This is a genomic window from Qipengyuania zhejiangensis (assembly GCF_035607565.1).
In the GTDB taxonomy this organism is placed as follows: Bacteria; Pseudomonadota; Alphaproteobacteria; order Sphingomonadales; family Sphingomonadaceae; genus Qipengyuania; species Qipengyuania zhejiangensis.
Genome location: NZ_JAYKGO010000001.1, coordinates 236,430 through 253,993, shown reverse-complemented (window position 1 = coordinate 253,993; position 17,564 = coordinate 236,430). Strand labels below are relative to the sequence as shown.

The following is a 17,564-nucleotide window of genomic DNA, read 5'->3' as shown; positions in this document are numbered from 1 at the left end:
TAATTCAGCTATTCAGCCTGTCAGCTGGGATAGACCCAGGTTTCGCCGCGCGCGAGATTTTCGCTGGCGAACGACCAGTTCAGCTTGCCGTTGACCGCATCGATATAGGCCGGACGGGCGTTCTGGTGGTCGAGGTAATAGGCGTGTTCCCACAGGTCGATGACCAGCAGGGGGTTTACGCCGTCCTGATCGGCCAGCGTATCGCCGTCATGGGTTTCTTCGATCGAAAGCTTGCCGCCCTTGACCGCCAGCCAGACCCAACCGCTGGCGAAGTGCCCGGCGCCGCGTTCGGCCAGCTGCTTTTTGAGGCCATCGACCGAACCGAACGCATCGTCGATCATCGACTTGAGTTCGTCGGATGCGCTGGTTTCGGAAGCGGCCATCGAATGCCAGTAGAAGCCGTGGTTCCAGCTCTGGGCGGAATTGTTGAACAGGCCCTGGTTCGAACCGCGGGCGGCGGCGATAACCGCTTCGAGCGACTTGTCCGAAAGTTCGGTGCCTTCGATCGCCGCGTTGGTCTTGTCGATATAGGCCTTGTGGTGCTTGCCGTGGTGAAACGAGAGCGTCTTGGCGGAAACCGCAGGTTCCAGCGCCGTGTCGTCGTAAGGAAGGTCGATCAGGTCAAAAGCCATGGAGGTAGCCCCTCTTATTCGCGTGATAGGTATCGGTCTCATGTTTCCAACGCCCATAACGGCGTTGGGTTGCACCTAGCATGACATTCGCTGGCGAAAAGGGGTGGACGCGCTTTCCTTCGCTCGTCATTCGCGTCACAAACAGTCCACGGCACAGCAGCGGCGAGTAACAGATGACACGCAAGTTCTTTGGCACCGATGGTATCCGCGGGCGGACCAACGAAGGCGTCATGACCGCCGCCACCGCCATGCGCGTGGGCCAGGCCGCCGGCACGCACTTCCTTCGCGGCGGCCACCGGCACCGTGTCGTGATCGGCAAGGACACCCGCCTTTCCGGATACATGATGGAAAGCGCGCTGGTGGCCGGATTTACCAGCGTCGGCATGGATGTGATCATGACCGGTCCATTGCCCACGCCGGCGATTGCCTTGCTCACGCGGGAAATGCGCGCCGATCTGGGTGTAATGATTTCCGCCAGCCACAATCCCTTCGAAGATAACGGGATCAAGCTGTTCGGGCCCGATGGGTTCAAGTTGTCCGACGACGCGGAAGCGGCGATCGAGCGATTGATCGGGCAGGAACCCCTGCTCGTCGAACCGTCGCGGATCGGGCGGGCACGCCGCATCGACGATGCGCGGGGCCGCTACATCCACGCGGTCAAGCAGTCGGTCGCCAGCGATATCCGCTTCGACGGGCTGAAGGTGGTGGTCGATTGCGCCAATGGCGCGGCCTACCAGGTGGCCCCCAGCGCGATCTGGGAACTGGGCGCCGAGGTCATTGCAATGGGTGTCGAGCCGAACGGCACCAACATCAACAAGGATGTCGGGTCCACATCGCTCGATGCGATCAAGGCCCGCGTCGTTGCCGAAGGGGCGGACATCGGCATCGCGCTGGACGGTGATGCCGACCGGCTGATCGTTATCGACGAGAAGGGCAACACCATCGATGGCGACCAGATCATGGCGGTCATCGCCAGCCGCATGCAGGAACGCGGGTCGTTGCGCGGTGGCGGTGTGGTTGCCACGGTGATGAGCAATCTTGGCCTGGAACGCTACCTGCAGGGTATCGGCCTGACGCTCGAGCGTACGAAGGTCGGCGATCGCTACGTGCTGGAGCGCATGAAGGAAGGCGGGTTCAATGTTGGCGGCGAACAGTCGGGCCACATGATCCTCCTCGATCACGGAACCACGGGCGACGGGACGGTGGCCGCGCTGCGCATTCTGGCCAGTCTGGTGCGTTCGCAACGTCCGGCAAGCGAACTGCTGCACGCTTTCGATCCCGTGCCCCAATTGCTCAAGAACGTGCGCTATTCGAAAGGTCGGCCGCTCGAAAACAGGACGGTGATGCAGGCGATCGCGGATGCCGAAGCGGAACTGGAAGGCAAAGGGCGTCTTGTCATCCGGCCTTCGGGCACCGAACCGTTGATTCGGGTCATGGCCGAAGGGGACGATGCCGCCCAGGTCGTGGCGGTGGTCGACCGGATTTGCGATGCAGTAAGGGGTGCGGTGTGATGCTGGAAATGCGGCCCGACTGCGAAAAATGCGGCACTGATCTTCCGGCAGAGGCACCCGGCGCTTTCATCTGCAGCTTCGAATGCACGTTCTGCGCCGGCTGCGCCGACACGCTCGACGACGTCTGCCCCAATTGCGGAGGCGAACTGATGGATCGCCCCACCCGCGCAGCCAAATTGCACGCTGAATATCCGCCCAGCGCCGAACGGAAATTCAAGGGATGACCACGCCCCCGCCCCGCATTCTATCCATCGCCGGGTCCGACAGTTCGGGCGGCGCCGGCATTCAGGCCGATATCAAGACCATCACGATGCTGGGCGGCTATGCGATGACGGCAATCACAGCTGTCACGGCGCAGAACACCCGCGGCGTGCAAGGGATCGAAGTCATGCATCCCGAACTGGTAATGGACCAGGTCGACAGTTGCCTGGACGACATCGGGGCCGACGCCATCAAGATCGGCATGCTGGGCTCACCCGAAATCGCCATGCTGCTGGCCGAACGGCTCGACAGTTTCGCCGGTGCAATCGTGTTCGACCCCGTCATGGTTGCGACCAGCGGTTCCGACCTCGTCGATGAAGCGACCATCGCATCCTTCGGCCCGCTGATGCAGATCGCGACCATCGTGACACCCAATCTGCCCGAACTTGCCGCGCTGACCGGTCGTGCAGCTATCGCGGACGACGACGTGTTCGAAGCCGCGCAGCAACTGGCCGAGGCGCAGGATACCATCGTGCTGGCCAAGGGCGGGCACGGCGAAGGCGCCGAGGCCATCGACCGGATCGTATCGCCGAAGGGGAAGCTGGCCAGTTTCGGCCACGCCCGGATCGACACCCGGCACACGCATGGCACCGGGTGCACACTGTCCGCCGCGCTGGCGACATTGCTGGGTCACGGACAACCATTGACCCACGCCGTGCGCGTGGCGCGTGCGTTTACCTATGCGGCGATCGAAAATGCGCCCGGTTTCGGCGAAGGCAACGGCCCCCTTGGACACCAGGCGGTGCGGACACTGGATTAACAGTTCAGGTCGTAGAACTCGCACAGATAGGCCCAGGCTTCTTCCGCGGTTTCGCACCAGTGGATCAGATCCAGGTCCTTCTTCGAAATCGTCCCTTCTTCCGCAAATGCGTCCCAGTCGATCACGCGGTTCCAGAATTCCTTGCCGAACAGCAAGATCGGCATCGGCTTCATCTTGCCTGTCTGGATCAGCGTCAGCAGCTCGAAGAATTCGTCGAAAGTGCCGAACCCGCCCGGGAACACGGCCACGGCCTTGGCGCGCAACAGGAAGTGCATTTTCCTGAGCGCGAAGTAGTGGAACTGGAAACTGAGATAGGGCGTGACGTAGGTGTTGGGGGCCTGCTCGTGCGGAAGAACGATGTTGAGACCGATCGATTCGGCGCCAGCGTCGCTCGCGCCCTTGTTGGCCGCTTCCATGATCGACGGCCCGCCGCCCGAACACACCACGAACTGGCGCTTGCCATCCTCGATGATCGACTTGTCGCTGGCCAGCTTGGCCAGCTTGTAGGCCTCGGTGTAATACTTGCTCTTGGCGACCAGCCGCTCGACCACGCGGCGCTCGTCCTCGGGCAGGTCCTTTGCCTGCTCGAGCGCGGCCTTGGCCGCTTCGGGCGAAGGGATTCGGGCAGACCCGTACATTACCAGCGTGGAACCGACGCCCGCTTCGTCGAGGAGCATTTCGGGTTTCAGCAATTCGAGCTGGAAACGCACCGGACGCAGTTCCTGCCGCAGCAGAAAATCGCGGTCCTGAAACGCCAGCTTGTAAGCCGGGTGCGACGTCTGGGGGGTGTGGTGCGTCTGTTCTTTCTCGAACTTGGCCTCTTGGTCGGCGGGATAGAACTTGCGATCCCCGAGATCGCTATTTCGCTTTTCATCTTCTGTCATGCGTAGCGCGATAGTGCGCCGCACACGGCTGCACAAGCGGGCGCTTGCCCGCGCTGCGCGATGGGGCGATGTCGACCCGCGCCAATACTGCGGAAAAAATTTCGAACCGAAATACAAAATCTTGCCAATACTTGCAGGTCGGCTATTTATTGGCTCAGCGGGCCTGCAGAGGGCCGTTTCATTTTAGGGTCGCGGCCGCTCTCTCCTTGTCGAGCATTGGGTGCCGCTGTGGGAGCGCAAGACAATGCCAAGTTACATAGGCAACGACAGTTATACGCAGAGCACTATTCGCCAGTCGGGCGCCGTAAGCACGCAGTTCAGCCCCGATGGCTCCCTGTTCTACGTTGCCACCAGTGACGGCCGCATCGTCGTCTATGACACCGCAACCGGATCGGTGGTCAACAACTGGAATGCGGGCGGAACGCCGGGCGGCATCAGCCTGTCCGAAGACGGCAGCACGCTCTACGTCGTGATCCAGGGCGGCGACGGTGTAAGCGCTGGTCTGATCAAGGTCATCGATACCGCGACCGGCGCCCGGTCGAACATTCGTGCCGACACCGAATTCTATGATATCGAAGTGGTCGACGCCGACACTGCGATCGTTACCGGTCCGCAGGGCTATGTCATCGATCTGGGCGCAGGCACCCTCAGCCCCATCGACCTCGCCGATTATTCCTCGGGCAGCAGCGTTCTGGTCGAAGACGGCCACCTGACGCTGATTGCCGAACCCGGTGTCTCGAACGGCCCTCTGGCCATTTTCGATGACCGCACCAACACCGTGACCGCCACCGGCGACAACTACCAGAGCAACGTCAATTCCGGCTTCAACTGGGGGGCACAGGCGATCAGCGAGACGGCCGGCCTCGTGGTCCAGTTCGGCTATTACGGGTCGATCAATGTCTACGACACCAATCTTGTCGCAATCCAGAACGTCTGGCTGAATGCAACCATCGAAGGACTGGTCTTCAGCGCCGATGGCGAATCGCTGTACGTCCTCCACCCCGACCTGGGGCAACTGGTTCAGTACAGCGTATCCGACTGGAGCGTGATCGAGCGGTTCGATATTCCCGCCTCGAGCTTCGACAACACCATCGGTTTCGGTGATCAGGTCCAGATTTCTCCGGACGGAGGGATTATCTCCATCACGGACACCAACATTGGCCGCGTAACGCTGATCAACGTGTCCGGCCGCAACGAAACCTTCACCGGCACGACCGGCGCGGACCTGATGGAAGGGCTTCGGGGCGACGATTACTATTATGTCGACAACGCCGGGGATGTCGTGGTCGAACGCTACGGCCAAGGGATGGACACGATCCGGCTGTCCAACCTTTCCACCTATACGATGCCCGACAACGTCGAAAATCTGGACATCCGTATCGATGCCGCCGTCGACATCACGGGCAACAACAGCGCCAACTGGATATGGGGCACAAATTACAACGACACCGTGAATGGCCGCGGCGGGAACGACCGCATCTACGGCAATGGCGGGGACGATCTCCTGTATGGCCGTGACGGCAACGACAGCCTCTATGGCGGACGCAATCGCGATTCCCTTTACGGCGGCGACGGCAACGATTTGCTCGATGGCGGTGAGGGGGTCGATTACATGAACGGCGGTGCCGGAAACGACACCTACGTGATCGACAGCAGCGGCGATGTCGTGGTTGAAAATGCCAATTCGGGCACAGACACGATCCGGACCGTGCTTGCCAATTTCACGCTGGCCGCGAACTTCGAAAACATCATCGGCGAACGCGACAATTCGCACTTCTTTTATGGCAATGGCCTCGACAATCGCATGGTCGGAGGTGCCTTTGCCGACCGTCTCACCAGCTATTCGGGTGACGATGTGCTGATCGGTAATGCCGGCAATGACTTCCTGAGCGGCGGGGCCGGCAACGATTTGCTCGAAGGCGGCGACGGTAACGACCGCCTTTATGGCGGGACCGGTTTCGATACCCTGATCGGCGGCGCGGGCAATGACCGCTATTTCATCGACGAATATCTGGATTACGTCATCGAGTATGAGGGTGGCGGTATCGACACCGTCCAGACGACGGTCAGCTATTACCTCGGTGAGTATATCGAGAATGCGATCGGGATCACCGACAACGGCCCGATCACGCTCGGCGGAAACGATCTGGACAACGTCCTGACCCTGCGCGGTGCGTTCGGCGGCTATATAGAAGGGGGATACGGCAACGATCGCCTGACCGGTGCGGCCGGGGATGACCAGATCTATGGCGGCGACGGCGATGATCAGCTGCGCGGCAATGGCGGGCACGATGTCCTTTTTGCCGGCGACGGGGATGACATCATCTACGCCAGCTCGGGTGACGACACCCTCGATGGCGGCTGGGGCAACGACACGCTGTATGGCGGCGCCGGAAGCGACGAACTCTTCGGGGATTCCGGCAACGACACGTTGAACGGCGGGGGCGGCAACGACACGCTGCGTGGCGGTGCCGGAACCGATATCCTGATCGGCGGCCAGGGCAACGATGTCTACATTCTGGACGACATGGGCGATCAGATCATCGAATATGCCAACCAGGGCACGGATGCGGTCCTGGTGGGAACCGACTACACCTTGCTGGATAATTTCGAGTATCTGATCGGCACCGGCCAAAGCGGCCAGAGGCTGACCGGCAACGCGCTCGACAATTACATCCAGGGCAACGGCGGGGACGACATCATCATCGGTCGAGGGGGCAACGATCTGCTTTTCGGCAACTACGGCGCCGACCGGTTCGTCTTCGGCAACGGCGATCTCGGGTCGACCGAAGATGCGACCGATGCAATCCTGGATTTCTACCGCGTCGAGGGCGACCGTATCGATTTGTCGGGCATCGATGCCCGCACCGACATGGCGGGCGACCAGGCCTTCACCTTTATCGGCACGAACGCCTTTACCGGCGTTGCAGGCCAGATGCGGTACAGTGCAACGGCCTATGGCTCATTGCTGCAGATGGACACCAATGGCGATGGCAATGCGGACCTGGTGCTGCGGCTCGAGGACGTCAACTTCCTGCAATCGAGCGACTTCATCTTCTAAACCGGCTTAGGCCACGTTTCAGGGGCGTCCGGCCAAGGCCGGGCGCCCCAATTTCTTGGGGTCGCGAAAAACCGGCGCTGGAAGAAATGGCAGGGGTGACAGGATTCGAACCCGTGGCCCTCGGTTTTGGAGACCGATGCTCTACCAGCTGAGCTACACCCCTGCAGCGAGGGCGCGCATTAGTATGGGCGCAGACGAATGGCAAGGCGGATATCGCGCACGAAGGTGAAGTGTTAGGATAGCAGCCATGCATGCGCCCGTTTCCCACGCCATACCGCCCCAATTGCTCCTGCGCGCCTATCGGGCCGGTGTGTTCCCGATGGCGGACCATCGCAGCGACGAGGAAGTGTACTGGGTCGAACCGCGTGAACGCGCGGTCTTCCCGCTCGATGGCTTTCGCGTATCACAGAGCTTGAAGAAGGCCTTGCGGCAGGATCGCTTCCGCGTGACCTGCGACCGGAATTTCGCTGCCGTAATCGCCACCTGCGCCGAACCACGCGAAGAGCACGCCGAAAGCTGGATCAGCCACCGGATCGAAGACAGCTACAACGCGCTGCACCAGGCCGGTCACGCCCATTCGATCGAATGCTGGCAGGGGCAGGAACTGGTCGGCGGGCTGTATGGCGTCGCGTTCGACCGGGTGTTCTGCGGGGAAAGCATGTTCAGCCGTGCCGACAACGCCAGCAAGGTGGCGCTAGCGTGGCTGATCGCGGCGATGCGCGATGCCGGTTACAAGCTGCTCGACTGTCAGTTCATGACCGAACATCTCGCCAGCCTTGGCGCCGTGGCGATCCCGCAAGCGCAATATCTGGGCCTGCTCAAATCGGCGGCGGGCCGGCCAACCATGACCATCCCGGCATCAATTGCGCGTTATTCCGATTCGCCTTCGCCGGGAAAGCTCATCGTGCAATCCTTGACCCAGACATCGTAGACCGGGTGTTCGACCACGTTGAGGCTGGGCGAATTCTTGAACAGCCAGCCTGAAAAGACGCGGCGAAACTGATCGTTACTGCCACGATCGCTGACCAGCACCTGGACAAAGGCGCCGGTTTCCTTCGGCATTTCCCACGGCGCGGTCCGCTCGCACGCCTGCAGGCGGACAATCACATCGCCTATGCGGCGTTGTTCGCCCGGTTTCATTTCCAGGGTCTGGCTGACGTTGTTGCGTTTGTTCAACAGGCCGAGCGTTGCCACCCGATCTTCCATCGGCGTGCCCAGCCCGGCTTCGGCGGATACCGGCGGAACCAGGGCATCCTGTTTCAATTCGTCGGGAATTTCGGTTTCGACGGCAGCCGGCTCCTGCGGGCCGTCATCCCCGCACGCGCCGAGCAGCGCAACGCCGCAAACGAGGGCCAGCGCCCGCCTCACGCTCACGCGTCCGGCGACCATGCTTCGTAATCGCCGGTAGCACGGGCCCGCTTGCCGCCGCTTTCCAGCGCGCCCGCCGGACGGTAGGCCGACACGGTTCCGGTGGCATTGGGCGTATAATCGGCTTCCCAAATGCGCGGGGGCGGAAGGTGGCTTTCGGGCACGTCGTCGAAAGATCCGTGCAGCCAGCCGTGCCATTCGGCCGGAACCCGGCTGGAATCGTTTGCACCGTTGTAGATTACCCAGCGCCGTTCACGCTGGCCAGCGCCGCGCTTCTTCGAGCGGAAGTATGCGTTGCCTTGCGCATCGGTGCCGATGCGTTCGCCATTGCGCGAGGACCACAGGAGCGTGCCAATAGTAGCGCCGTCCCACCAGGTGAAGATCTTGCCGAGGATACTCATGGGCAGCGCGGTTAGCCGATTCCCGCCCGCGGGCCAAGCGCCGCGATGCGGGAATTCGCCACTACCATTCCACCTTGTCGCCGGGAACGATCCCCAGTTCTGCGGCCAGTCCGCCGCGAAGTTCCAGAACCGCCAGGACCGGCCCGATGGAATAGACCGGGTCGAGCGAATAGGGCGTCGTCATCGCGGCTATGTTGCTGATCGTCCCGTTGGGTCCGACAAATATGATGTCGAGCGGCAAGGGGGTGTTCTTCATCCAGAAACTTTGGGCCGTGATCCCTTCGTAAGGGAAGATCATGCCTTCATTGTCGGGCAGTTCGGTCCGGAACATGAGGCCTTGCTGCTGGGCCTGATCGGTGTCGGCCACCTCGACATCGAAGCTGTGCGTGCCTGCAGCGCCCGTCACCGTGAGCGGCACCACCCGCAGCCCGGAGACCGGATGGCTGGCGCTTTGCGCCGGTTCGTTGGACGGTGTCGTTTCCGCCGACGTCTGCGGCGAACACGCGGCCAACACGCCTGCACAAGCGAAAGCGATGGCGCGGTTCAGGTATATTCGTCTTGTGCTTCGGCGACCCATTGCTCGAGCTCCTCGATCGTGGCGGCATCCGTTACACGGCGCGCTGCGTCGAAGTCATGGCCCGCGCGTACCATCGCGGCAAGCCGCTTTTCGCGCTTGGCCGTCAGTTCTTGCGGATCGCGCGAAGGGTGCGGATCGAACGGCCCGAACCGGCGCCTGCGGGCAAAGGCGACTGCGGCATCGCGCCGCTGCGTCTCGTCGGGGCCCAGGTCGGCGCGCAAATCCTCGGCGATGTCCGCGGCACGCAACGCCTGGTCGATTCGCCGCGCCCCGTATCCCCGCGCAAGCAGGCCCTGGGCCTTGGCCTTGCCGTAAACGGCGTCATCGACGTACTTACGTTCCACGAACCGTTCGACGAGAGCAGGCAGGTCCGGTTGGTCATCGCCGTCCCATCCACGTTCCCGCAACTTGCGGCGCAGATAGGCTTCCAGCTTGCCAGCGCTGGTCGCGAATCGCGCCACATAGGCAAGCGCCAGTTCCTCCAACCGTGTCCGGTCGAGCGGTTTTGGCGTGCGACGAGCGCGCCGCGATGTTGCACCGTCCTGATCCATCGGCCATAATCTTGCCACACAACGCTTCGAATGGGAAAGACTGCGCGGGCTCTTGCACGCAGGCAAGCGCCATTGGGACCATAACGGTGGCCGACAGGCCCACACAATCGACGGGTATCGCTACAAAATTATGACCGACGCCGTTATCACGCCGACGCCGAACGATTGCGACCTGCCACGTCGCCGTTCCGACTTTGCGACCTTCACCGAGGCGGTCGATTACGCCGCCCGAAGTGCAAAGGGGCTCAATTTTCACGATATGCGCGCCACGCTGGAGCGGGTTTATCCCTTCGCGGACATGCGCGACGATGCGTTGAAGGTTGCGCGCCAGCTTGTGGCATCCGGCATCGGCAAGGACGACCGCGTTGCCCTGGTGGCCGAAACCAGCCCCGAATTTGCAGCGCTGTTCTGCGGCTGCGTCTTCGCCGGCGCGTGGCCCGTCCCGCTGCCGCTGCCCACGGGCTTCGGCGGCAAGGAAGGCTATATCGAACAGCTTTCGGTCCAGCTCGAAAGCAGCGACCCGCGAATTCTGATCTATCCGGACGAAATCGGCGAAATGGCCGCAGCTGCGGCACAGCGGCAGGGCTGCGAAGGGCAAAGCTGGGAAGATTTCGCCCTGCGTCCCGACCCGGAATGCGACCTTCCCGAAGCGCGCCCCGAAGACATCTGCTACCTCCAGTACTCCAGCGGCTCGACGCGTTTCCCCACCGGGGTCGCCGTGACCCACGAAGCCTTGCTCCACAATCTCAAGGGCCATGCCGAATCGATGGATATCGGCACCAACGACCGCGTGGTCAGCTGGCTGCCGTGGTACCATGACATGGGCCTGGTCGGCTGCTTTCTCTCGGTGATTTCCAACCAGGTTTCGATCGATTACCTGAAGACCGAACATTTTGCGCGTCGCCCGCTCGCATGGCTTGACCTCATCAGCCGCAACGGCGGGACCACGCTCTCCTATTCGCCCACCTTCGGCTACGATATCTGCGCCCGCCGCATCTCCAGCCAGAGCCATGTCGGGGACCGTTTCGACCTGTCGCGCTGGCGCACGGCCGGCAATGGCGCGGACATGATCCGTCCCGACGTGATGCAAAGCTTCGTCAACGCCTTTGCCGAAGCCGGGTTCAAGGCCAACGCCTTCACCCCCAGCTACGGCCTCGCCGAAGCGACGCTGGCGGTCACCGTCATGCCGCCACGCGAAGGCATTCGGGTCGAACTGGTCGAGGAAGAACAGCTTTCGGGCCGCCCGCGCGACCTGTCGAAGCCAGCCCGATACCGCGCCATCGTCAATTGCGGAAAACCGATCCCGGGCATGGAAGTCGAGATTCGCGGAGAAAATTCGGCGCTCCGCGGCGATCACCAGATCGGCAAGGTCTGGTGCCGCGGCACCAGCGTGATGCACTCCTATTTCCGCAACGAGGAAGCGACGACCGAATGCCTCGTCGACGGTTGGCTAGACACTGGTGACATGGGCTACATGGCCAACGGATACCTGTTCATCGTCGGCCGGGCGAAGGACATGATCATCATCAACGGCAAGAACCACTGGCCGCAGGATATCGAATGGGCGGTCGAACAGTTGCCCGGTTTCAACCATGGCGACATTGCCGCCTTCTCGGTCGAAACCGAAAACGGCGAAGAAGCCCCCGCCGTGCTGGTCCATTGCCGCGTGTCCGACCCGGAAGAACGCATCAAGCTGCGTGACCAGATTGCCGACAAGGTCCGCGGCGTCACCGGCATGAGCTGTGTCGTCGAACTCGTTCCGCCGCGCACGTTGCCGCGCACCAGTTCGGGCAAGCTCAGCCGGGCAAAGGCAAAACGCCTTTATCTGGCAGGCGAAATACAACCGATCGACCTCGCAGCCTGAGATTCGCGCAGGGCGCTTTCGGGCGGCTGAGTGCTTGAAAAGGCTTGCCCGCAGGGGCGTGTAGAGCGCAGAAGATGCGTGCCGCCTTGAACATCGTGTCTTAGGCCCTTAATACAGGCGGTAGAGACAATTGCGCCCGCTATAAGGGGAGACCCGCGCCACCATGAGCGACACCACGAAGCAAACCGCCACCGCCACCGCGACCGCATTCGACCTGACGCCGCCCGATCCGGTGCCGCAGGTTGCGCCCGAACAGGCCGTCGGGCTGGTGCCCGTGTCGGAAGACGTGAAGAGCAAGCTGGAAACCAAGGTGGACGGCTTCGTTGCCGATCTCATCTCGATCGATGCCAATTCTCCTGAATTCGGCAAGAAGGTCGACCAGCTGACCAACATGGGTCGCAAGGAAATCCTGGCGGCGGCGGGCATGTCCAATCGCTTCCTCGACCGACCGATCCGGGCAATGGACAAGGATCAGGGCGTGGGCGCCGATCTGGCCGAATTGCGGCGCGTGGTCGAAGAACTGGACCCGGGCAAGCGCGGCAAATTGTCCGGCGCCCGCAAGATCCTGGGCATCATTCCGTTCGGCAACAAGCTGACCAATTACTTCCGCAGCTATCAGAGCGCGCAAGGCCATATCCAGGGCATCCTGACCAACCTTGCCAGCGGCAAGGACGAACTGATCATGGACAACGCCGCGATCGACGTGGAGCGCCAGAAGCTGTGGGAGGCGATGGGCAATCTGGAGCAGATGATCCATATTTCGCGCACGCTGGACGAAAAGCTTGAAGAAAAGGCCGCTGAACTCGACGCGACCGATCCGGCCAAGGCCAAGGCGGTTCGCGAAACCGCGCTGTTCTATGTCCGCCAGCGCACGCAGGACCTGCTGACGCAGATGGCGGTCAGCGTTCAGGGCTACCTCGCGCTCGATCTGGTCAAGAAGAACAACGTGGAGCTGGTGAAAGGCGTCGACCGCGCCAGCACCACCACGGTGGGCGCGCTGCGGACTGCGGTGACGGTGGCCGAAGCGATGACCAACCAGCGCCTGGTGCTGGGGCAGATCACCGCGCTCAACGAAACCACCGCCGGCATCATCGATTCGACCAGCACCATGCTGCGCGAACAGACCGGCAAGATCCACGAACAGGCCGCCTCCAGCACCATCCCGCTGGAAACCCTGCAACGTGCGTTCCAGAACATCTACGACACGATGGACGAAGTGGATTCCTTCAAGCTTCGCGCGCTCGACAGCATGAAGCAGACGGTCAATCTGCTTACCGACGAGGTCGAGAAATCGAAGGGATACATCGCCCGCGCCGAAGGCCAGGCGCAGGCGCAGAAGCAGGTCAGCGAAAGCGCCCTGCTTTCGGTCGAGTAGCATGAGCGACCTTACCCGCGACAGTGACCGGATCTTGTCCGACGGCAAGGCGCTCGTTCGCGACAACCGTGACGGTGGGCGCCATCGGCGCGCACCGTCCATCGGAGAAGGATCGGCCCGCGCCAAACGGCAGCATTTCGGCAAGAGGCTGCGCAATATCGCCATCGCGCTGTTTGCGATCTGGGTTGGCATGGGCGCGCTCGGGCTGATCCTTGACGGGATCGGTTTCGCCGGGGTGATGGCGCTTGTGGTTGCAAGCGTCGTTGCGGTGGCCGTGTTCGGCAATTTCCCGAAGATGAAGACACCCAGGCGGGCGGACATCAACAAGGGCAACGTCCAGCAAATGGTCAGCCGCACCGAACTGTGGCTCGAGGCCCAGCGCCCCGCCCTGCCCGCCCCCGCCGTGGGTCTGGTGGATACGATCGGGGTCCAGCTTGACGGGCTAGGATACCAGCTCGAAGGCCTCGACCAGAACCACCCGAAGGCGCGCGAAATCCGCAGCCTGGTCGGCGAACAATTGCCTGAAATGGTCGACAGCTATCGCAAGATTCCGGCCCACCTTCGCACCGAAAAGCGCGCGGGCATCACGCCGGACGAACAGCTGACCGACAGCCTTTCGAAGATCAGCGGCGAAATCGATTCCATCACCCGGCAGCTTGCCGAAGGGTCGCTCGACGATCTGGCGATCAAGCACCGCTACCTCGATTACAAGTTCGGGGAAGGTATCGAAACCAGCCCTCAACTGGAGCACAAGACCTGATGCGCGTTCCGATCAAGCACGAACTCGACAAGGCAGAGGTCCGCCGGCGCCTGCATTCGCGGAGCGGTGAAATCGCCAATTTCGTGCCCGGCGGCGTCGCCGATGTGGCCACGGGGTGGCCGAACGAAGACACCATGACGTTGACCGTGGGAACCATGGGCCAATCGATCGACGGCCGTGTTCTGATCGAAGAAGGGCAAGTTGTCTTCGAAGTAAATCTGCCCGCAGCCCTTTCTTTTGTCGAACCGATGATTGCCGGCGCAATCCGCAGCCAGGGACAAAAAATGCTTGCGGACAAATCGGGCGGCTGAAAAATCCGGTCTGGAAATGGCCGTTATGTGGAACTAATTGGCCTTTCTCGAATTACTTTCTAGAATTGGTGTAGCCTGCGCTCGATCGGGATCGAAATCGCGTCTGCACTTGCCTTGCGCAGAAGGCGGAGACACGGATGGATGGGTCGCAGACGATACGGGAACACCTTAAATGCGCCACGCGCGCTACGCATAACGCGCTTGACCTCCTGATGGGGCCAATGGCGCTTGGCGACGGTTACGCCGAATTCCTGTCCATTCAGTATCGTGCACGCGTCCCGATCGAGGCGTGGCTCGAACGCAGCGCATCGGAAGTGACCGTGCCGCGGCAGACCCCCTTGATCGCCCGCGATCTGGCCGAACTTGGAATTGACGTGCCGACTGATCTCGACGGTTTCGAACCCGACGATATGCGCGAAGCCCTGGGCATTTGCTGGACGCTGGCGGGATCATCGATGGGCAACCGTGCAATCCTGATGCAACGGCGCAAGCGCGGTCTGGATCAAGCCAACCGGTTCCTGTGCGATCCGGCCATGCCCGCTGCCTGGTCGCGCCTGCGCCCTGTGCTGGAAACCCCCACCGACGAAACGACGGCACACAACGCCTTGCGCGGTGCGATGCGCACGTTCGACCGGTTCCTGGGACTTGCACGTCGCGAAGAAATGCAGATCGCCGCATGAACACCGCCGCAGAAACGGTGGATCTCACCAATTGTGACCGCGAGCCCATTCACCAGCTGGGCACGATTCAGCCGTTCGGCGCACTTGTCGCGCTGAATTCGGATTGGATCATTGCGCACTGTTCGACCAATTTCGCCGCGCTGCTGGGCCGCGCCAATCCCGTCGAGGTGGGCGAGCGGTTAGCCAGCATCGTTTCGCCCGATGCGCTGGCGCAGTTGCGCAGCCTGGCTGCAAACCTGCAGCTACCCGATCACGTGGAGCGAACATTCGGGCTCGACCTGACCGGCGAAGGGGCGCTGTTCGATTGCACCGTTCACCGTTCGGGTAACCACACGGTCATCGAGATCGAGGCCCATGTCCCAAGCGACATCGAGCGGCAGATGGCGCGGTTGCGGCCCATCATGGCGCAACTGGAAATGCGCAGCGATGTCATCGCCATGGCCGACGAAGCGGCACGCCAGCTTCGCGCCAATCTCGGCATGGACCGGGTCATGGTCTATCGTTTCGGTGCGGATTCGTCGGGCGAGGTGATCGCCGAATCGCGATCCGACGCTGTCGAGCCGTTTCTCGGCCTGCGGTACCCGGCCACCGACATTCCGAAACAGGCCCGCGCCCTCTATGTCCGGAACCGCTTTCGCCTGATCGCCGACGTCAGCAGCGATCCCGTGGCGATCGAACCGGCACTGTCGGTCGATGGCACCCCGCTCGATCTCAGCATGAGCACGCTGCGCGCGGTATCGCCCATCCATATAGAATATCTGCGTAACATGGGTGTCGGCGCATCCCTGTCGATCTCCATCGTGGTCGAAGGCAAGCTGTGGGGCCTTTTTGCCTGCCACCACTATTCTGCCAAGCTGGTGCCGCCTTCGCAGCGCGCCGCGGCGGAGCTGTTCTCCGAGCTTTTCTCGCTGGTCCTCGAACGCACGCTGGCACGCGAACGGGCGGCCATGCAAAGCAAGGCCGAAGAAGTGCATGACCTGTTGATGCGCGACATTGTCGACGCCGCATCGATGGCTGAAAGCTTGCCAACGATCGATCCCGTCATTCAGGCAATCATCGACCATGACGGCGCTTCGGTGTTCGTCGACGACGTTTATGACCGGTTCGGAGCCGCGCCCGAGGAAGACGAATTCCGGGCCATCGTCCCTGCACTCAATTCGGCGGCAACAAGCCGCGTGCTGGTCAGCGACGCGCTGGCGGACCACCTGCCGAAGGCCCAGGCCTTCGCCGGGACGGTCACCGGCGCCGTGGTCATTCCCATTTCGCGCACGCCGCGCGATTACCTGGTCCTGTGGCGCAAGCCCCTGTCCCAGACGGTGACCTGGGCGGGCAATCCGGAAAAGCCGGCCGAACACGGCGAGAACGGGATCCGCCTCAGCCCTCGCAAGAGCTTTGCGGCGTGGCAGGAAACTGTCGAAGGCCGCGCAGAAGCTTGGTCGCCTACGGACCGCCAGATGGCCGAACGGCTTCGGGTCACGTTGCTCGAGGTCATCCTGCGGTTGACCGACGATGCGGTGAACGAACGCGCCAGGGCACAGGAACAGCAGGAATTGCTGATCGCGGAGCTCAACCACCGGGTCCGCAATATCCTCAACCTGATCCGCGGCCTGATCGGGCAATCGAAAGGCGAGGCCACCGATATCGAGGGGTTCGTAGACATCATCGGGGGCCGCATCGGCTCGCTGGCGATGGCTCACGATAACATCACGAAGGGCAATTGGTCGTCCGCTTCGCTGTCGGAACTGATCGACACAGAGGCAGAGGCGTTTCTGGCGGGCAAGACCGACCGGCTCGAACTGACCGGTCCCGAAGCGATGATCGCACCCGAAGCCTACACGGTGCTCGCGCTCGTCCTGCACGAGATGATCACCAATTCGGCCAAGTACGGCTCGCTCAGCGATCGCAAGGGCTTCCTGTCGATCACGATGTCACGCGAGAGCGACGGCGACCTGCTCATCGACTGGCGCGAATCGGGTGGCCCTCCGGTCAGCCCACCGCAGCGGCGGGGATTCGGAAGCACCATAATCGAGCGTTCCATCCCGTTCGAACTGGGCGGCACCGTCAAGATCGAGTACCCGCCGGAAGGCGTCGAGGCCCAGTTCCTGGTCCCGTCCCGCTTCGTCGACTGGAGCACCATTCGTCCGCAGACGCGCAAGCCGGGACCGGACAAGGGTGACGCATCGCAAGGAGGGCCCGTGCCCGAGACCGTACTGCTCGTCGAAGACAGCATGATTATCGCTTTGGACACCGAAGATTGCCTGCGCGGTTTGGGCGTTGCCAATGTCTTTATCGAAAGCACGGTGCCCGGTGCGCTGGACTTCTTGAAGAAACAGACGCCCGATCTTGCCATCCTCGATTACAATCTGGGCGATGAAAACAGCGAACGGGTAGCAAAGGACCTCGTTTCGCGTGGCATCCCGTTCTGGCTTGCCACCGGCTACGGCGAAATGAGAGACCGTCTGGACGAAATCGGCGCTCGCGGATTGCTGTCCAAGCCTTATGGCCGCGCCGACCTCGCTACGGTTATCGCAAGCGACATGGACGACGCGTAGGCGCTCTCGTCAGAGT

At 62.1% G+C, this 17,564-nt stretch carries 17 protein-coding genes and 1 tRNA gene; 11 read left to right on the top strand and 7 right to left on the bottom strand.

Translation table 11 applies throughout. From position 1 onward, the window contains the following. Window positions 1–20 precede the first annotated feature (20 nt). Entirely contained in the window at window positions 21–632 is a 612-nt protein-coding gene (locus tag VR863_RS01160; RefSeq protein ID WP_324826605.1) for a superoxide dismutase, read from the bottom strand. 173 nt (window positions 633–805) lie between these two features. On the opposite strand from VR863_RS01160, the gene glmM reads away from it, so the two are divergent. The 3 genes from glmM to thiD are packed head-to-tail and all read left to right on the top strand — an operon-like array spanning window position 806 to window position 3,164. Further along, entirely contained in the window at window positions 806–2,143 is a 1,338-nt protein-coding gene (glmM, locus tag VR863_RS01155) for a phosphoglucosamine mutase (RefSeq protein ID WP_324826604.1), read from the top strand. Further along, window positions 2,143–2,367 (top strand): DUF1272 domain-containing protein, encoded by a 225-nt coding sequence (locus tag VR863_RS01150; RefSeq protein ID WP_324827547.1) that lies wholly within the window; start codon window positions 2,143–2,145, stop codon window positions 2,365–2,367. Before glmM ends, VR863_RS01150 begins: the two co-directional genes overlap by 1 nt. Further along, window positions 2,364–3,164 (top strand): bifunctional hydroxymethylpyrimidine kinase/phosphomethylpyrimidine kinase, encoded by an 801-nt coding sequence (thiD, locus tag VR863_RS01145; protein ID WP_324826603.1) that lies wholly within the window; start codon window positions 2,364–2,366, stop codon window positions 3,162–3,164. The genes VR863_RS01150 and thiD overlap by 4 nt, the downstream gene beginning before the upstream one ends. On the opposite strand, the gene VR863_RS01140 is transcribed toward thiD, so the two are convergent. After that, window positions 3,161–4,048, bottom strand: coding sequence for an LOG family protein (locus VR863_RS01140; RefSeq protein ID WP_324826602.1), 888 nt, complete (start codon window positions 4,046–4,048; stop codon window positions 3,161–3,163). The genes thiD and VR863_RS01140 overlap by 4 nt on opposite strands. Window positions 4,049–4,292: 244 nt before the next feature. On the opposite strand from VR863_RS01140, the gene VR863_RS01135 reads away from it, so the two are divergent. Continuing rightward, a complete protein-coding gene (locus VR863_RS01135; protein ID WP_324826601.1) occupies window positions 4,293–7,109 on the top strand; it encodes a hypothetical protein in 2,817 nt (938 codons plus the stop codon). 87 nt (window positions 7,110–7,196) lie between these two features. On the opposite strand, the gene VR863_RS01130 is transcribed toward VR863_RS01135, so the two are convergent. Continuing rightward, window positions 7,197–7,272: transfer RNA gene (locus VR863_RS01130), tRNA-Trp, on the bottom strand. Between the two features lie 84 nt (window positions 7,273–7,356). Between VR863_RS01130 and aat the strand changes: the two genes are divergently transcribed. Continuing rightward, complete coding sequence (gene aat, locus VR863_RS01125) at window positions 7,357–8,040, top strand: leucyl/phenylalanyl-tRNA--protein transferase (protein ID WP_324826600.1); 684 nt, start codon at window positions 7,357–7,359, stop codon at window positions 8,038–8,040. Here aat and VR863_RS01120 read toward each other — a convergent pair. The 4 genes from VR863_RS01120 to VR863_RS01105 form a co-directional block, all read right to left on the bottom strand. Beyond that, window positions 7,980–8,483, bottom strand: a complete 504-nt coding sequence (locus VR863_RS01120) for a DUF2155 domain-containing protein (RefSeq protein ID WP_324826599.1) — start codon at window positions 8,481–8,483, stop codon at window positions 7,980–7,982. The two genes, aat and VR863_RS01120, sit on opposite strands and share 61 nt — an antisense overlap. Beyond that, on the bottom strand, window positions 8,480–8,878 hold the full coding sequence (locus VR863_RS01115; protein WP_324826598.1) for an NADH:ubiquinone oxidoreductase subunit NDUFA12: 399 nt from the start codon (window positions 8,876–8,878) through the stop codon (window positions 8,480–8,482). The genes VR863_RS01120 and VR863_RS01115 overlap by 4 nt, the downstream gene beginning before the upstream one ends. Window positions 8,879–8,939: 61 nt before the next feature. Further along, window positions 8,940–9,455, bottom strand: a complete 516-nt coding sequence (locus tag VR863_RS01110; RefSeq protein ID WP_324826597.1) for a DUF192 domain-containing protein — start codon at window positions 9,453–9,455, stop codon at window positions 8,940–8,942. Continuing rightward, complete coding sequence (locus tag VR863_RS01105) at window positions 9,422–10,006, bottom strand: regulatory protein RecX (RefSeq protein ID WP_324826596.1); 585 nt, start codon at window positions 10,004–10,006, stop codon at window positions 9,422–9,424. Before VR863_RS01105 ends, VR863_RS01110 begins: the two co-directional genes overlap by 34 nt. A gap of 130 nt (window positions 10,007–10,136) precedes the next feature. Here VR863_RS01105 and VR863_RS01100 point away from each other — a divergent pair, with 130 nt between their 5' ends. The 6 genes from VR863_RS01100 to VR863_RS01075 all read left to right on the top strand — a co-directional run bounded on the left by VR863_RS01100 (window position 10,137) and on the right by VR863_RS01075 (window position 17,548). Beyond that, window positions 10,137–11,870, top strand: coding sequence for a fatty acyl-AMP ligase (locus VR863_RS01100; protein WP_324826595.1), 1,734 nt, complete (start codon window positions 10,137–10,139; stop codon window positions 11,868–11,870). Window positions 11,871–12,033: 163 nt separating this feature from the next. Continuing rightward, window positions 12,034–13,245, top strand: coding sequence for a toxic anion resistance protein (locus tag VR863_RS01095; RefSeq protein ID WP_324826594.1), 1,212 nt, complete (start codon window positions 12,034–12,036; stop codon window positions 13,243–13,245). A gap of 1 nt (window position 13,246) precedes the next feature. Further along, window positions 13,247–14,005, top strand: a complete 759-nt coding sequence (locus tag VR863_RS01090) for a hypothetical protein (RefSeq protein ID WP_324826593.1) — start codon at window positions 13,247–13,249, stop codon at window positions 14,003–14,005. Then, complete coding sequence (locus tag VR863_RS01085) at window positions 14,005–14,316, top strand: polyhydroxyalkanoic acid system family protein (RefSeq protein ID WP_324826592.1); 312 nt, start codon at window positions 14,005–14,007, stop codon at window positions 14,314–14,316. The genes VR863_RS01090 and VR863_RS01085 overlap by 1 nt, the downstream gene beginning before the upstream one ends. 221 nt (window positions 14,317–14,537) lie before the next feature. Beyond that, window positions 14,538–14,996 (top strand): biliverdin-producing heme oxygenase, encoded by a 459-nt coding sequence (locus VR863_RS01080; protein WP_324826591.1) that lies wholly within the window; start codon window positions 14,538–14,540, stop codon window positions 14,994–14,996. Further along, a complete protein-coding gene (locus VR863_RS01075; RefSeq protein ID WP_324826590.1) occupies window positions 14,993–17,548 on the top strand; it encodes an HWE histidine kinase domain-containing protein in 2,556 nt (851 codons plus the stop codon). The genes VR863_RS01080 and VR863_RS01075 overlap by 4 nt, the downstream gene beginning before the upstream one ends. Window positions 17,549–17,564 lie beyond the last annotated feature (16 nt).

Excerpts from the sequence above, each read along its gene's own strand:
- VR863_RS01160 (WP_324826605.1), bottom strand. The coding sequence starts at position 632 with ATGGCTTTTGACCTGATCGACCTTCCTTACGACGACACGGCGCTGGAA.
- glmM (WP_324826604.1), top strand. The coding sequence starts at position 806 with ATGACACGCAAGTTCTTTGGCACCGATGGTATCCGCGGGCGGACCAAC.
- VR863_RS01150 (WP_324827547.1), top strand. The coding sequence starts at position 2,143 with ATGCTGGAAATGCGGCCCGACTGCGAAAAATGCGGCACTGATCTTCCG.
- thiD (WP_324826603.1), top strand. The coding sequence starts at position 2,364 with ATGACCACGCCCCCGCCCCGCATTCTATCCATCGCCGGGTCCGACAGT.
- VR863_RS01140 (WP_324826602.1), bottom strand. The coding sequence starts at position 4,048 with ATGACAGAAGATGAAAAGCGAAATAGCGATCTCGGGGATCGCAAGTTC.
- VR863_RS01135 (WP_324826601.1), top strand. The coding sequence starts at position 4,293 with ATGCCAAGTTACATAGGCAACGACAGTTATACGCAGAGCACTATTCGC.
- aat (WP_324826600.1), top strand. The coding sequence starts at position 7,357 with ATGCATGCGCCCGTTTCCCACGCCATACCGCCCCAATTGCTCCTGCGC.
- VR863_RS01115 (WP_324826598.1), bottom strand. The coding sequence starts at position 8,878 with ATGAGTATCCTCGGCAAGATCTTCACCTGGTGGGACGGCGCTACTATT.
- VR863_RS01110 (WP_324826597.1), bottom strand. The coding sequence starts at position 9,455 with ATGGGTCGCCGAAGCACAAGACGAATATACCTGAACCGCGCCATCGCT.
- VR863_RS01105 (WP_324826596.1), bottom strand. The coding sequence starts at position 10,006 with ATGGATCAGGACGGTGCAACATCGCGGCGCGCTCGTCGCACGCCAAAA.
- VR863_RS01100 (WP_324826595.1), top strand. The coding sequence starts at position 10,137 with ATGACCGACGCCGTTATCACGCCGACGCCGAACGATTGCGACCTGCCA.
- VR863_RS01095 (WP_324826594.1), top strand. The coding sequence starts at position 12,034 with ATGAGCGACACCACGAAGCAAACCGCCACCGCCACCGCGACCGCATTC.
- VR863_RS01090 (WP_324826593.1), top strand. The coding sequence starts at position 13,247 with ATGAGCGACCTTACCCGCGACAGTGACCGGATCTTGTCCGACGGCAAG.
- VR863_RS01085 (WP_324826592.1), top strand. The coding sequence starts at position 14,005 with ATGCGCGTTCCGATCAAGCACGAACTCGACAAGGCAGAGGTCCGCCGG.
- VR863_RS01080 (WP_324826591.1), top strand. The coding sequence starts at position 14,538 with ATGGCGCTTGGCGACGGTTACGCCGAATTCCTGTCCATTCAGTATCGT.
- VR863_RS01075 (WP_324826590.1), top strand. The coding sequence starts at position 14,993 with ATGAACACCGCCGCAGAAACGGTGGATCTCACCAATTGTGACCGCGAG.